General features: G+C 72.3%; 11 protein-coding genes and 3 tRNA genes. 4 read left to right on the forward strand and 10 right to left on the reverse strand.

The window, feature by feature from the left end; all coding sequences use genetic code 11:
• Positions 1-61: 61 nt before the first annotated feature.
• Entirely contained in the window at positions 62-2,002 is a 1,941-nt protein-coding gene (dxs, locus tag JOE35_RS08805) for a 1-deoxy-D-xylulose-5-phosphate synthase (protein WP_209560781.1), read from the forward strand.
• Positions 2,003-2,121: 119 nt separating this feature from the next.
• Here dxs and JOE35_RS08810 read toward each other — a convergent pair whose 3' ends face one another.
• The 4 genes from JOE35_RS08810 to JOE35_RS08825 form a co-directional block, all read right to left on the reverse strand.
• On the reverse strand, positions 2,122-4,266 hold the full coding sequence (locus JOE35_RS08810) for a 3-hydroxyacyl-CoA dehydrogenase NAD-binding domain-containing protein (protein ID WP_307803004.1): 2,145 nt from the start codon (positions 4,264-4,266) through the stop codon (positions 2,122-2,124).
• A complete protein-coding gene (locus JOE35_RS08815) occupies positions 4,263-5,468 on the reverse strand; it encodes a thiolase family protein (RefSeq protein WP_209560782.1) in 1,206 nt (401 codons plus the stop codon). The genes JOE35_RS08810 and JOE35_RS08815 overlap by 4 nt, the downstream gene beginning before the upstream one ends.
• Positions 5,469-5,540: 72 nt before the next feature.
• Positions 5,541-6,857, reverse strand: coding sequence for an HRDC domain-containing protein (locus JOE35_RS08820; RefSeq protein WP_209560783.1), 1,317 nt, complete (start codon positions 6,855-6,857; stop codon positions 5,541-5,543).
• Between the two features lie 20 nt (positions 6,858-6,877).
• The gene (locus JOE35_RS08825) at positions 6,878-7,471 is read right to left on the reverse strand and encodes a DUF3000 domain-containing protein (RefSeq protein WP_209560784.1); all 594 of its coding nucleotides are present in this window, start codon (positions 7,469-7,471) and stop codon (positions 6,878-6,880) included.
• Positions 7,472-7,561: 90 nt separating this feature from the next.
• Between JOE35_RS08825 and JOE35_RS08830 the strand changes: the two genes are divergently transcribed.
• The gene (locus JOE35_RS08830; protein WP_245186082.1) at positions 7,562-8,797 is read left to right on the forward strand and encodes a S9 family peptidase; all 1,236 of its coding nucleotides are present in this window, start codon (positions 7,562-7,564) and stop codon (positions 8,795-8,797) included.
• On the opposite strand, the gene JOE35_RS08835 is transcribed toward JOE35_RS08830, so the two are convergent.
• Genes JOE35_RS08835 through JOE35_RS08845 form a run of 3 tightly spaced genes read right to left on the reverse strand, consistent with a single transcriptional unit; the run spans position 8,718 to position 10,836 of the window.
• Positions 8,718-9,485: a dihydrofolate reductase family protein gene (locus tag JOE35_RS08835; RefSeq protein WP_209560785.1), complete on the reverse strand. Its 768-nt coding sequence runs from the start codon at positions 9,483-9,485 to the stop codon at positions 8,718-8,720. The two genes, JOE35_RS08830 and JOE35_RS08835, sit on opposite strands and share 80 nt — an antisense overlap.
• The gene (locus tag JOE35_RS08840) at positions 9,482-9,931 is read right to left on the reverse strand and encodes a SufE family protein (protein WP_209560786.1); all 450 of its coding nucleotides are present in this window, start codon (positions 9,929-9,931) and stop codon (positions 9,482-9,484) included. The genes JOE35_RS08835 and JOE35_RS08840 overlap by 4 nt, the downstream gene beginning before the upstream one ends.
• 5 nt (positions 9,932-9,936) lie before the next feature.
• A complete protein-coding gene (locus JOE35_RS08845) occupies positions 9,937-10,836 on the reverse strand; it encodes a sulfurtransferase (RefSeq protein WP_209560787.1) in 900 nt (299 codons plus the stop codon).
• Between the two features lie 188 nt (positions 10,837-11,024).
• Between JOE35_RS08845 and zapE the strand changes: the two genes are divergently transcribed.
• A complete protein-coding gene (gene zapE / locus JOE35_RS08850; RefSeq protein ID WP_209560788.1) occupies positions 11,025-12,041 on the forward strand; it encodes a cell division protein ZapE in 1,017 nt (338 codons plus the stop codon).
• A gap of 246 nt (positions 12,042-12,287) precedes the next feature.
• A complete protein-coding gene (locus tag JOE35_RS08855) occupies positions 12,288-13,568 on the forward strand; it encodes an ammonium transporter (protein ID WP_192041746.1) in 1,281 nt (426 codons plus the stop codon).
• Between the two features lie 327 nt (positions 13,569-13,895).
• Here JOE35_RS08855 and JOE35_RS08860 read toward each other — a convergent pair.
• The 3 genes from JOE35_RS08860 to JOE35_RS08870 all read right to left on the reverse strand — a co-directional run bounded on the left by JOE35_RS08860 (position 13,896) and on the right by JOE35_RS08870 (position 14,238).
• A tRNA-Val gene (locus tag JOE35_RS08860) sits at positions 13,896-13,967 on the reverse strand.
• Positions 13,968-14,030: 63 nt separating this feature from the next.
• A tRNA-Cys gene (locus JOE35_RS08865) sits at positions 14,031-14,104 on the reverse strand.
• Between the two features lie 62 nt (positions 14,105-14,166).
• Positions 14,167-14,238, reverse strand: a tRNA-Gly gene (locus JOE35_RS08870).
• Between the last annotated feature and the right edge of the window lie 107 nt (positions 14,239-14,345).

Genomic DNA, 14,345 nt, shown 5'->3' on the forward strand with positions numbered 1-14,345 from the left:
CCCGGCGGTCCGCGCCTAAACTGAGGGTCGCCGCCTCCGGGCTGCCGGAAAGGAAATCCCGATGAGCATCCTCGAGACGATCAAGGGTCCCCGCGACCTCGATCACCTCACCGACCAGCAGATGATCGCGCTGGCCGCCGAGATCCGCCGCTTCCTCGTGACCGAGGTCTCCAAGACCGGCGGGCACCTGGGGCCGAACCTCGGCGTGGTCGAGCTGACGCTCGCGATGCACCGGGTCTTCGAGTCGCCGCACGACGCCTTCGTCTTCGACACCGGTCACCAGTCGTACGTGCACAAGCTCGTCACCGGCCGACAGGACTTCAGCGGGCTGCGGCTGCGCGGCGGCCTCGCCGGCTACCCGCAGCGCTCCGAGTCCGAGCACGACATCGTCGAGAGCTCGCACGCGTCCAGCAGCCTCTCGTGGGCCGACGGCATCTCGCGCGCCTTCCAGCTCACGGGGCAGTCGGACCGCCACGTCGTCGCGGTGGTGGGCGACGGCGCCCTCACCGGCGGCATGACGTGGGAGGCGCTCAACAACATCAGCGACGACAACGGTCGCCGGCTGATCATCGTGGTCAACGACAACGGCCGCTCGTACGCCCCGACGATCGGCGGCATGGCGCGGTTCCTCAACACCGTCCGCACCCGCAGCACGTACCGCGACATGCACCGCGGCTCCGAGGCCGTGTTCGACCACCTCGGGCACCCCGGACGCGCGCTCTACCGGGGGGTGCGGGGCGGCCTGCACGGGTTCCTCAGCCGGTTCACGAACAACGAGGCCCTCTACTCGAACCTCGACATCAAGTACCTCGGCCCGGTCGACGGCCACGACCAGAAGGCGATGGAGGAGGCGCTGACGCAGGCGAAGGACTACGGCGCCCCGGTCATCGTGCACGCCATCACGGAGAAGGGCCGGGGCTACGACCCCGCCCGCGCCGACGTCGCCGATCAGTTCCACGCCGTCGGCCAGATCGACCCGGAGACCGGCGAGCCGCTCGAGACGACCAACGCCCCCTCGTGGACGAGCGTCTTCGCGGACGAGATCGTCTCGATCGCCGAGCGCGACGAGACCGTCGTGGGCATCACCGCCGCCATGCTCCGTCCCGTCGGGCTGCACAAGCTCGCCGAGCGCTTCCCGAGCCGTGTCCTCGACGTCGGCATCGCCGAGCAGCACGCCGTGACGAGCGCCGCCGGTCTCGCCTTCGGCGGCCTGCACCCGGTCGTGGCCCTCTACGCCACCTTCGTCAACCGCGCCTTCGACCAGGTGCTGATGGACGTCGGCCTGCACCGCGCGGGCGTGACGTTCGTCCTCGACCGGGCCGGCGTGACCGGCCCCGACGGGCCCAGCCACCACGGCATGTGGGACCTGGCGCTCCTCCAGATCGTCCCGCACATCCGCCTCGCCGCCCCGCGGGACGCCTCTCGCCTGCGCGAGGAGCTCCGGGAGGCCGTCGCCGTGACCGACGCACCGACGGTGGTGCGTTTCTCGAAGGGCAGTGTCGGCACCGAGCACGAGGCCGAGTCGCGCCTCCCGGACGGCGTCGACGTCCTCGCGAGCGACGAGCGGCGCGACGTGCTGCTGGTCTGCGTCGGCCCGATGGCGACCGTCGGCCTCGACGTCGCCGAGCGGCTCGCGGCGCAGGGGATCGGGGCGACCGTCGTCGACCCGCGCTGGGTCGTCCCCGTGCCGAGGTCCGTCATCGAGCTCGCCGCCGAGCACCGCCTCGTCGTCACCATCGAGGACGGCGTCCGCGTCGGCGGCATCGGGACCCGTGTCCGTCAGGACCTGCGCGAGGCCGGGGTCGACACGGCGCTGACCGAGCTCGGCCTGCCCGACGAGTTCCTCCAGCACGGATCACGGGCTGAGATCCTCGAGGAGGCGGGCCTCACCCCCCAGCACATCGCCCGCGACGTGGTGGCCCAGGTGCTCGGCAGCAAGATCCCCGTCGCCCGGCCCCTCGACGACGTGTCGTCGCGTCGGGTGGACGCCCAGCAGGACTGAGCGGCCGCCCAGGCGAGCACAGCCCGTGCTCGACGAGGCAGGGCCCCGACGACCAGGTCGTCGGGGCCCTGCCTCGTGACGGGACGAGCGCCTCCTCGACGGACGCCGGGACGTCCGACTCAGGCCGGGACGCGCACCGCGTGCTCCGGACCGACCACGAGGGGGTCGTGGAACGTGCGTCCCCGCACCCGCTCGGAGGCCCCGACCCGGTCGAGGTACGGCGTCACCCCGCCCATCTGGAACGGCCAGCCGGCCCCGAGGACCATGCACAGGTCGATGTCCTCGGCTGCCGCGACCACCCCGTCGTCGAGCATGCGGCCCACCTCGTCGGCGAGGCCGTCCTCGATGCGGCGCCGCAGCTCGTCGTCCGAGAGGGGAGTGCCCTCGCCGGCGACGAGCGCTACGGCCTTCTTGTCGAAGCCCTTGCGACGGCCCTTGGCGTCGCGCTCGAAGACCCGGCCGTGCTCGGCGAGCCGGTGCAGGCCGTCGCTCGCGAAGAAGCGGTCCGGGAACGCCGCGTGGTGCGTGTCGAGCACGTGCGCGCCGACGGTGAGGCCGACGAGCTCGAGCAGCTCGAACGGGGTCATCGGGAGGCCGAACGGCGCGGTGGCCCGCTCGACCGTCTCGAAGGGGGTGCCCGTCTCGACGGCGTGCATGGCCTCGCCCAGCAGCTTGGCCAGGATGCGGTTGACCACGAAGCCGGGCGTGTCGGCGGTGATCACGGCGTTCTTGCGCAGTGCGGCGGCCGTCACCATGGCCGTGCTGAGGGTTGCCTCGTCGGTCGCCGGCGCCTTCACGACCTCGATCAGCGGCATCACCGCGACCGGGTTGAAGAAGTGGAAGCCGACGAGGCGCTCGGGGTGCGCGAGGCGCGCGCCGATCTGCCCGACGCTGAGCGACGAGGTGTTCGTGGCCAGCACCGTCGTCTCGGAGACGACGGCCTCGACGTTCGCGAAGACCTCCTGCTTGACGCCGAGTTCCTCGAAGACGGCCTCGATGACCCAGTCCGCGTCGGCGAAGTCGGCGAGGTCGGTCGTGCCGGTCACGAGCGCGGTGAGCCGGTTCGACTCGTCGCCCGAGATGCGCCCCTTCTCGGCCAGCTGCAGGATCTCGCCGCGGATGCGCTCCACCCCGGCGTCCACGCGGGCCTGGTCGATGTCGGTGATGACCACCGGGACCTGCAGCCTCCGGACGAAGAGCAGCGCGAACTGGCTGGCCATCAGGCCGGCCCCGACGACGCCGACCTTGCCGACCTTGCGCGCCACGTCGGGCGACGGAGCCCCCGCGGGCTTCTTCGCCCGCTTCTGCACCAGGTCGAAGGCGTACATGCTGGCGTGGAACTGATCGCCCGACACGAGCTCGGCGAGGGCCTCGTCCTCCGCGGCGAAGCCCGTCGCCCGGTCGGTGTTCCGTGCTGCCTCGAGCAGGTCGAGGGCGACCCAGGGGGAGCGCGCGACCGTGCCGATCTTGGACTCGAGCGACTTGCGGGCGATCGAGATCGCGGCGCCCCACTTCACGGCGCGCTCGATCTTGCCTGGCACGTTCGGCCGGGCGACCTTCGTGCGACCCGCCACGACGCCGTCGGCCCAGCGGATCGAGTCCTCGAGGAATGCCGCCGGGCCGAACTCGACGTCGACGATGCCGAGCTCGAGGGCCTGCGCGGCCTTGAGCGTGCGGTTGTTCTTGAGCGGGTTCTCGAGCACGACCTTCAGCGCGTTCTCGATCCCGATCAGGTTCGGCAGCAGCCAGGCGCCGCCCCAGGCGGGGACGATGCCGAGGAACACCTCGGGCAGGGCGATGGCCGCTGCGGACGAGTCCACCGTGCGGTAGTCGGCGTGCAGGGCGATCTCGAGACCGCCTCCGAGGGCCAGGCCGTTCACGAACACGAACGTCGGGACCCCGGCGTCGTGCAGCTTGCCGAGCGTCGAGTGGCCCAGGCGGGCCAGCTCACGAGCGACGTCGCGGCTCGGGATCTGGCTGACCTTGCTGAGGTCGGCACCTGCCGCCAGGAAGTACGGCTTGCCGGTGACCGCGATGGCCTGGACCTCGCCGCGGGAGGCGCGGGCCCGGAGGTCGTCCAGGGTCGCGGACAGCTCGACGAGGGTCGCGGGCCCCAGCGTGCTCGGCCGCTTGTGGTCGCGGCCGTTGTCGAGGGTGACGAGGGCGAGGACGCCGCCAGAGGGCAGCGGCACGTCGCGGACGAACGAGTGCGTCACCACCTCGTCGGCGCTGAGGGCGGTGAGCTGGTCGACTGCGTTGCTCACGATCGAGCCGCCTTCCGTGAGTGGTGGGGGTTCTCCCAGATGACGCTGCCGCCCTGGCCGAGGCCGACGCACATGGCCGTGAGCCCGTAGCGGACCTCCGGGTGCTCTTCGAACTGGCGGGCCAGCTGGATCATCAGGCGGACGCCCGACGACGCGAGCGGGTGGCCCACGGCGATGGCGCCTCCCCAGGGGTTGACCCGAGGGTCGTCGTCGTCGACGCCGAAGTGGTCGAGCAGCGACAGCACCTGCACGGCGAAGGCCTCGTTCAGCTCGAACAGGCCGATGTCGTCGATCGTCAGCCCCGCCTTGCGCAGGGCCTTCTCGGTCGAGGGCACCGGGCCGATGCCCATGATCTCGGGCTCGACCCCGGCGTAGGCGAAGCTGACGAGGCGCATCTTGACGCCGAGGCCGAGCTCGTCGGCGGCTCCGCGGGAGGCGAGCAGGCTGACGGTCGCACCGTCGTTCAGCCCCGACGAGTTGCCGGCGGTGACCCGCCCGTGGGGGCGGAACGGCGTGCGCAGCCCGGCCAGCCCCTCCATCGTGGTCTCGGGCCGCGGCGCCTCGTCGCGCGTCGCGAGGCCCCAGCCCTCTGGCGTCTGCACGGCGACCGGGACGAGGTCGGGCTGGATGTGACCTGCCTCGTAGGCGGCGGCGAGCTTCTGCTGCGACCGCAGGGCGAAGCGGTCGGAGCGCTCCTTGGTGAGCTGCGGGAACCGGTCGTGGATCCGCTCGGCGGTCGAGCCCATGTTCAGGGCGTCGCCGCTGACGAGCTTCTCGGTGAGGAACCGGGGGTTGGGGTCGGCGGCGAAGCCCATCGGGTGCCGGCCCATGTGCTCGACCCCGCCCGCGAGGACGACGTCGTAGGCGCCGAACGCGATGCCCCCGGCGAGGGTCGTGACGCTGGTCATGGCGCCGGCGCACATCCGGTCGATCGCGAAGCCGGGCACCGACCGGGGCAGCCCCGCCAGGAGCGCCGTCGTGCGGCCGAGGGTCAGGCCCTGGTCGCCCTGCTGCGTCGTCGCCGCGATCGCGACGTCGTCGACGCGGTCGAGGGGGAGCGACGGGTTCCGCTCGAGCAGGCCCTTCATGGCCTTCACGACGAGGTCGTCGGCCCTCGTTCCCCAGTACATGCCTTTTTCGCCGGCCCTGCCGAACGGGGTGCGTACCCCGTCGACGAAGACCACGTCTGTTCTCTCGGCCACAGTGCCTCCAGTGCTCGGAACTGCTCCGATCCTAGGGAGGGCCCTGCTGCGGGGAGAATCCTTCGCGGATTGCTACGAAGCGTCGACGGGGTCGCTCTCGGGCTCTTGGTGGGCGTCGACAAACGCCTCCGCAAGCCGCTCGGCGACGGCGTCCACCTGCCACGGGCGCGCGCCGAGCTCGACGAGCGACGCTGCGAGGGTCTCGGTGTCGAACGGGATCGGCGGCTCCCAGCAGAGGCGCCGCAGCAGCTCGGGAGTGAGGAGGTTCTCGACGGGCAGGTCGAGTCCCTCGGCGATCTCGGCCACCGCAGGGCGTGCGTGCCGGAGGCGCGCGTCGGCCATCGGGTTCTTGTCGGCCCAGCTGCGGGGAGGCGGCAGGGTGTCGCCCGCCGGGCCACGGGAGGAGGGCAGGTCGCGAGTCGTCATCCCGCGCTCGATCGCGGCCCACCAGCGGTCGAGCTCGCTGCGGCTGGCGCGGCCGACGAACTCCTTCACCCCGGCGAGGGCGCGCTTGTCGGCGGGCTGTGCCTTGGTCGCGGCGACGAGCGACTGATCGGGCACCAGGCGGCCGGCTGCCGTGTCGACCTGACGCGCGTACTCGTCGCGGGCCAGCCAGAGCTCGCGGGCGACCGCGAGCGACCGGGCGCCGCGCACGGTGTGCAGGCCCGTCAGGCGGCGCCAGGGCTCGGCCTTGGCCGGCTTGGCCTCGCGGGCGACGGTCGCGGCGAACTCCTGACGCGCGATCTCGAGCTTGCCGTCGCGCTCGAGCAGCGCGGCCATCTCGTCGCGGAGGTCGACGAGGAGCTCGACGTCGAGGGCGGCGTAGACGAGCCAGCTCTGCGGCAGGGGCCGGGTCGACCAGTCGGCGGCCGAGTGCTCCTTGGCGAGGTGGACGCCGAGCAGCTGCTCGACCACGGCGCCGAGACCGACCTTCGGCAGGCCCGCGAGGCGCGCGCCGAGCTCCGTGTCGAAGACGAGGTCGGGGTCGAGGCCGACCTCGCGCAGGCACGCCAGGTCCTGGCTGGCGGCGTGCAGCACCCACTCCTCGTGGCCGATGACGGCCTGCAGCTCGTCGAACGAGCCGATGGCCGGAGGGTCGAAGAGGAACACCCCGCTGCCGCGGCGGAACACCTGGATGAGGTAGGCACGCTGCGAGTACCGGTAGCCGGACGCGCGCTCGGCGTCGATCGAGACGGGCCCGTGCCCCGCGGCGATCGACTCGACGGCCTCGAGGTAGGCCTCGCGGTCGGCGATGACGTGCACCTCGCCGTGCACCGAGTCGGCGGTCGCGGCGCGCGGCGCGATCGTCTCCGGCGCGACCGTGACGGCGGGGGAGGAGGGTGCCGACGACTCGTCGGCGGGGGATGACTCGGGTGTGGGGGCGCTCATGTCTCCGTCGTTCCGGGGGGTCAGTCGCGGCCCACGCGACGCGAGGCGAGGAGCGTGACGCCCTCGACGGTCGGCGGCAGGCCCGCGAGGGTGCAGATCAGCTCGCTCCACGCGGCGACGTGGGGGGCGAGGTCGGTGCTGGTGGGGGTCCACGAGGCGCGCAGCTCGAGCTGGGCCCCGTCGCCCTGGGCGGCGAGCTCGCCGTAGCCGGACGAGAGCACCTTCGTGGCGGTGCCCGACGCGGAGTGCCGGGAGGCGCCTCCTGCGTCGAGCGAGTCGACGAGCCAGGACCACGCGACGTCGGCGACGAAGGGGTCGAGGGCGAGGTCGGTCTCGAGGGGCGCCTGCGCGAAGCAGACGACGCGGAACACGCCGCCCCACGCCTCGGGCGCGCTCTCGTCGTACAGCAGGACGAAGCGCCCCGTGCCGAGCTCGGCGTCGGCCCTGCCTGACGCGCCCACCACGTCGCCGGCGAGGGCGAGGGCGTACGGGGCCAGTCCGCCGGGGGCGGGGATCTCGGACACGGCGAGGTCGTCTCGGGAGAGAGCCTCGCGGACGGCGGCCGACGCGGCGGCGAACGCGGCCGGTACCGGCGGCGAGGAGGTGTCGGACACCTCAGCAGACTAGGCTCCCACCCGGCTCACAGCCGAGCGGCACGCCGCAGGTGCCCGCCGGCTCGTGCCCTCGACCGACCGGAGGTCTCGTTGTCCCGTCGCACACGCCCTCGCCGCACGCCGGCTGCCGTCGCCGGCCTCGTCGTGTCGATCTCCGTCGGCGGCACGGTCGTCGCCGCGTCCCTCGCCCTGGCCGCCGGCGCCGTCACGATGGCCAGGAAGGTCGTCACGCCGGCTCGTCGGCGGCCCGACGACGTCCGCGTGCTCGGGCACGACCCCGCCGCCGCGACGGTGACACTCGCGGCGAACGCCGACACGCGCCTCCCCGGCCGCTACAGCTTCTGGTTCGACCACGGCAGGGGCCACGCCCGCCTCGGCGAGGTCGTCGAGGAGCAGCGCGGCCGGGTCGTGCGCCGCGTCGAGGTGGTCGACGAGGGCGACCTCGCCACGGCCAGGGCAGGCCGGATCGGCGGCTGGCTCTGGCGGTCGCCGCTCGACGCCGGGCTCGCGGTCGAGGACGTCGAGGTCGGGACGCCCGTCGGCCCGGCACCGGCCTGGCTCGTGCCGGGCCCCGAGGGCACCGACGGGCCCTGGATGATCGGCGTGCACGGGCGCGGCGTGACCCGGGCCGAGACGGTGCGCGCGGCGCCGGTGTTCCACCGTGCGGGGCTGACCTCGCTGCTCGTGTCGTACCGCAACGACACCGAGGCACCCCGCTCGCCCGACGGCCGGTACGCGCTCGGCGACGCGGAGTGGACCGACGTCGAGGCCGCGATGGGCTGGGCCGTCGAGCACGGCGCGACGTCGATCGTGCTGATGGGCTGGTCGATGGGCGGCGCCACCGTGCTGCAGGCGGTGACCCGGGCCGAGCACCGCGACCGCGTCGTCGGGGTCGTGCTCGAGTCGCCCGTCGTCGACTGGCGCACCACGCTCCGCTACCAGGGCGCCGCCATGCGCGTGCCGCGGGTCGTGCAGGAACTGGCGATGCGCCTCCTGCAGTCGTCTCGGACCTCGTGGCTCAGCGGCCGGGCCGAGCCCGTCGACCTCGACCGGCTCGACCTGGTCGAGCAGGCCGGCCTCCTGCACGTGCCCGTGCTGGTGCTGCACAGCGACGACGACGGGTTCGTGCCGTCGACCGCGTCGCACGCCCTCGCTGCCGCACGGCCGGACATCGTGCAGCTCGAGGTGTTCTCGGTCGCACGTCACACGAAGATCTGGAACTACGACCCCGAGCGCTTCGAGGCGGTCATCGCCGAGTGGCTGGGCCGTCTGCCACGAGCCAGCGCGCGTACAGGGCGCTCTGGTCGTCCAGCATCAGCTGGCTGAGCGAGAGCCGCGACGGGTCGAAGCGCTCCCGGCCGAAGACGGGCAGCCCGCTGCCGATGACGACGGGCGAGGTCGACAGGCAGAGCTCGTCGACCAGGCCGTCGTGCAGGAGCTGCCCGGCGAGCGACGGGCCGCCCTCGCAGACGAGGGAGCGCAGGCCGTGGCCGCGAAGGCGGTCGACGAGCGTCGAGGGGGCGACCACCCCGTCGACGTCCTCGACGACGAGCACGGTCGCTCGGGCCGCGACCTCGGGGCCGAGGGTCTCCGTGACGCGGTCGACCGCCGAGGCTGGACAGACGACGACGACACGGTCGGCGCGCTCGGGGTCCATCCGGTGCCCGCTGAGGTCGCCGCTGGCCGTGAGCACGGCGAGCTGGGCCGACCTGGGCACCCGGTAGCCCTCTGCCCTGACGCTCGCGGCGCCCACGAGCACGCCGTCGGCCAGGTCGCGGATGGCGGCAAGCACGGCGCGGTCGTCAGCGTTGCTCAGCGTGTCGGAGGTGCCGTCCTCGCCCGCCGCGTCGCCGCTGACGGCCGCGATCAGGTTGAGGCGCAGCCAGTCGGCCGCAGGAGGCGCGTAGAGCTCGCGCAGACGCGCCCGCCCCTCGTCGGTGTCCGCCTCCACGACGGTGCCGTTGCCTGCCCCGCCATCAGGTGCCGGTGCCGGGTGCAGCACCCGTAGAGTCACGCCGCCGACTTCTCTCGGACCTGGCGCTTCGCCCTGGCGAGCAGCGCGGTCATGCCCCGCACGCGGAGCGGGCTGACCGCCACGCCGAGGCCGATGGTCTGCGGGTAGTCGTCGGGGACGTCGTCGAGCACCTCGCGCACCGACAGGCCGCTCAGCCCCTGGGCGAGGATCGAGGCGAAGCCGCGGGTGGTGGGAGCCTCTCGAGGAGCCGTCGCGTGCATCGTCACGATGCCGTCGGACACCTCGACGAAGATGAACACGGGGGACTGGCACTCCTCGACCCGCTCGAGCAGGTCGGGGTGCCCCTCGTACTCTGCGGGGAGCGGAGGCAGCTCGTTCGAGAACTCCAGCAAGAGCTGCAGCCTGTCCCTCACGTCGAGGGCGAGGAAGTCCTCACGGGTCTCGGCGAGGACGCGGGGGAGCGCCGTGGGCTCGGAGGCCGACACCGCGCTCAGCGTCCCGGGACCGTGCCGGGCTCGACGCCCTGCACGATCGGCACGCGCACCGCGCTGCCCCACTCGGTCCACGAGCCGTCGTAGTTGCGGACGTTCTCGAACCCCATCAGGTGGTGCAGCACGAACCAGGTGTGGCTCGACCGCTCGCCGATGCGGCAGTACGCGACGACGTCGTCCCCGTCGGAGAGGCCGGCGCCGTCACGGTAGATCGCGTCGAGCTCGCCGAGGCTGCGGAAACGGCCGTCCTCGGCCGCCGCCCTGCCCCACGGCACGTTCTGCGCCGACGGGATGTGGCCGGCGCGGAGGGCGCCCTCCTCGGGGTAGGCCGGCGCGGTGGTCCGCTCGCCCGAGTACTCCTCGGGGGAGCGGACGTCGATCAGCGGCGAGCCGAGGTGCGCGAGCACGTCGTCCTTGTAGGCGCGGATGCGGCTGTCGTCGCGCTCGACGACGGGGTAGTCGGTGGCGACCGGCTCGGGAGCGTCGGTCGTGTACTCACGGCCCTCCGCCTCCCACGCCGCTCGTCCGCCGTCGAGCAGGCGCACGTCGTCGTGGCCGAAGAGCGAGAAGACCCACAGGGCGTAGGCGGCCCACCAGTTGTTCTTGTCGCCGTAGATGACGACGGTGCTGTCGCGGGCGATGCCGCTGCGCGACATCAGGGCGGCGAACGCCTCGCCGTCGACGTAGTCGCGCTGCACGGGGTCGTTCAGGTCGAGGTGCCAGTCGATCTTGACGGCGCCCGCGATGTGGCCGGTGTCCCAGAGGAGCACGTCCTCGTCGGACTCGACGACCACGAGGCCGGGCGTGCCCAGGTGCTGCTGCAGCCAGTCGGTGCTGACGAGGCGCTCGGGATGGGCGTACTCGCTGAACCGTGCGGACGTGTCGTGCTCGACGACCATTGCTGTACCTCCTGGGTCGGCCCCGTGGGGCTGGGCGGTGCTGTGGGGGCGGCGGATAGGATCGCCGCGCGGCCCCGTCGAGGCTACGCACCCTCGGTGTGCCCCGGCCGGGTCCCTCTGACTCTGACACAGATCGCGTCCCGGACATTCCCGCGGGCGCCCGTCCCGACGCCTGCGAGGTCGCACCGATGTCCACCGATCCCCTCCGCACCGTCGTGTCGCTCGTCGACCGGGCCCCGACCATCACGGGCGCCGAGATCGTGGCCGAGCTCGTGCCGCCGCGCCAGTTCGCCGAGGCGTCGCTCGAGAACTACCGGCCCGACGACGCGTTCCCGTCGCAGGCGGAGGCCGTCGAGGCCGTCGCCTCGTTCTGGGCCGCCGCCGAGCGCCCGGCCCGGCGCGGGCTGTTCCGACGTCGTCCCGACACGCAGGAGGCGCCTCCCGGCCTCTACCTCGACGGCGGCTTCGGCGTCGGCAAGACGCACCTGCTGGCCGCGGCGTACAACCGCGCGGCAGGCCGGCGCTACTTCGGCACCTTCATCGAGTACACGGCCCTCGTCGGTGCGGTCGGCTACGCGGGGGCCGCGAAGCAGCTCGAGGGCGCGGCGCTGGTCTGCATCGACGAGTTCGAGCTCGACGACCCGGGCGACACGATGATGATGACCCGCCTGCTGGGCGACCTCGCCGACGCGGGCACCCGCATCGCGGCGACCTCGAACACGCCCCCCGGCGCTCTCGGCGAGGGGCGCTTCGCCGCCGCGGACTTCCTCCGCGAGATCCAGGGCCTGTCCGACCGGTTCCGCACCCTCCGGATCGACGGGAACGACTACCGGCGCCGAGAGGTCGAGGCGAGGGCGCACGTCGTCGACGACCTGGACGCGGCCGTCGCCGCGGTCGCGGGCACCGCCTCCCTCGACGACTTCGGCGCTGCCGTGCAGCACCTCTCGACCGTGCACCCGAGCCGCTACGTCAAGCTCATCGACGGCCTCGACGCCGTCGGGCTGCGCGACGTCACACCGTTCACCAGCCAGACCGACGCCCTGCGGTTCGTCGCGTTCGTCGACCGCCTCTACGACGCCCAGGTGCGGGTGCTCGCGACCGGGACGCCCCTCGACGAGGTGTTCAGCGACGAGATGCTCGCGGGCGGCTACCGCAAGAAGTACCTCCGCGCGACGTCGCGGCTCGTGGCGCTGACGTCCTCCTAGTCCTCTCCAGCCCTCTCCGGGCACTCGCAGGGCGCGGTCCCTGCCGTCCCGGAGCCTCGGGAAACGCGTTGTTCACACGGGGCCTGATCCTGTTACATCGCCGAAACACGGGTGCACACGGTCCGAAATGCGGCGCCGCGACACTGGGGACCGCACCGCCCGAGCCCCGTGCTCACAGCCCGCTCACCCTCGCGGACGGGTCGGGCCCGGTGCGCCCCTGGCTCCCGAACTCGAGAGGTACCACCCATGGATCAAGGCAACACCGCGTTCATGCTGATCTGCGCAGCACTCGTGCTGCTCATGACGCCCGGACTGGCGTTCTTCTACGGAGGCCTCGTCAAGGCCAAGAGCGTCATCAGCATGATGATGCTCAGCTTCGGCGCGATGGGCCTGATCGGCGTCCTGTGGGTGCTGTACGGCTACGCGATCGCGTTCGGCAACCCGACCTCGATCCCCGGCGGCTCCGACGCGTTCGTCGGCATCCAGGGCTGGTTCGGCATCGACACCGCGTCCCTCGGCCTCGACAGCGCCTTCCAGGACAGCCTCGCCCCGGCCGGCGACTACCCGACGATCGCCTTCGCCGCCTTCCAGGCGACCTTCGCGATCATCACCGTCGCCCTCATCTCCGGCGCCATCGCCGACCGCGCCAAGTTCGGCGCGTGGATGATCTTCGCCGGCGTCTGGGCCACGGTCGTCTACTTCCCCGTCGCGAGCTGGGTCTTCAACTTCACCACGGACGACGACGGCAACGTGGTCGGCGGCTGGATCGCGGCCATGGGCGTCATCGACTTCGCGGGCGGCACGGCCGTCCACATCAACGCCGGTGCCGCAGCACTCGCCCTGGCCCTGGTGCTCGGCAAGCGCGTCGGCTTCGCCAAGGGCGCCGACAAGCCTCACAACCCGCCCTTCGTGCTGCTGGGCGCCGGTCTGCTCTGGTTCGGCTGGTTCGGCTTCAACGCCGGCTCCGAGCTCGCTGCCGACGGCGTCGCGGCCCTCGCGTTCCTCAACACGATCGCCGCACCTGCCGCCGCCGTGCTCGGCTGGCTCGTCGTCGAGAAGCTCAAGGACGGCAAGGCCACGTCGGTCGGCGCCGCCTCGGGCGCCGTCGCGGGTCTCGTCGCCATCACCCCGGCCTGCGCCGCGCTGACCCCCGGCTGGGCCGTCGTGCTCGGCGTCGTCGCCGGCGCCGTCTGCGCCCTCGCCATCGACCTCAAGTTCAAGCTCGGCTTCGACGACTCGCTCGACGTCGTCGGCATCCACCTCGTCGGCGGCCTGCTCGGGACGCTGTACCTGGGCATCTTCGCCAACGACACCGGCCTGATCTTCTCCGGCACCTTCACGCAGCTCGGCATCCAGGCGCTCTCGGCCGTGGCCGTGATGCTCTACTCGTTCGTGCTCGCCTTCGTCATCGGCTTCGTCATCGAGAAGACGATCGGCTTCCGCGTCAAGAACGAGGACGAGGTCGCCGGCATCGACCTCGCCCTGCACGGCGAGGAGGGCTACGTGCTCGAGAACGCGCGCGCCTAGCGCTCAGCCTCGCCGCACCTCCTCGGCGCACGTCCTCAGGCGGCCCCGGTCTTCACGACCGGGGCCGTTCTGCGTGCCCGGCCGGCTGCGTGCCCGGCGTCTGCGCGGCGGCGCAGGGGCGTCGACACCCGCGGAAGCCGCGCGGACCCTCGTGCGCGCCGAGGGGTGTGCGCGGCTTCGAGGGGTGCCGGCAGCCGAGGAGGCGCGGGCCGGGCACCCGGGGGAGCCAGCGGCCGCCTGGACCGGGTCGGGCGACGACGCGAGCTCGATGACAGCACGAGCCCGGGAACGACGGAGGCCCCCGATCTCTCGGGGGCCTTCTCTGTGTGAGCGATACTGGGATCGAACCAGCGACCTCTTCCGTGTCAGGGAAGCGCGCTACCGCTGCGCCAATCGCTCATGCTTGTTCAGTTGTGACCGTCTCGCGGAGACGGATCGATCATAGACCCAGAGGATGGTCCATGGAGGTGGAGACGGGATTTGAACCCGCGTGAACGGCTTTGCAGGCCGGTGCCTCGCCTCTCGGCCACTCCACCAGATGAGATACTCCCAGAGGGAGCCACCATCGGTGGACTCCCTCTGGTGAGCTTTACACTCGAGCGGATGACGAGATTCGAACTCGCGACCCTCACCTTGGCAAGGTGATGCGCTACCACTGCGCCACATCCGCATTTCGGTTCGCATTCCTGCGATGTTTCTTTCGTTCCGCATCGCTGCGAACAAGAAGAACACTACCCAGACCCTGGACAGAAAACAAATCGAGAGATGTTCGTGTCT

The sequence above is a fragment of the Frigoribacterium sp. PvP032 genome (assembly GCF_017833035.1).
In the GTDB taxonomy this organism is placed as follows: Bacteria; Actinomycetota; Actinomycetes; order Actinomycetales; family Microbacteriaceae; genus Frigoribacterium.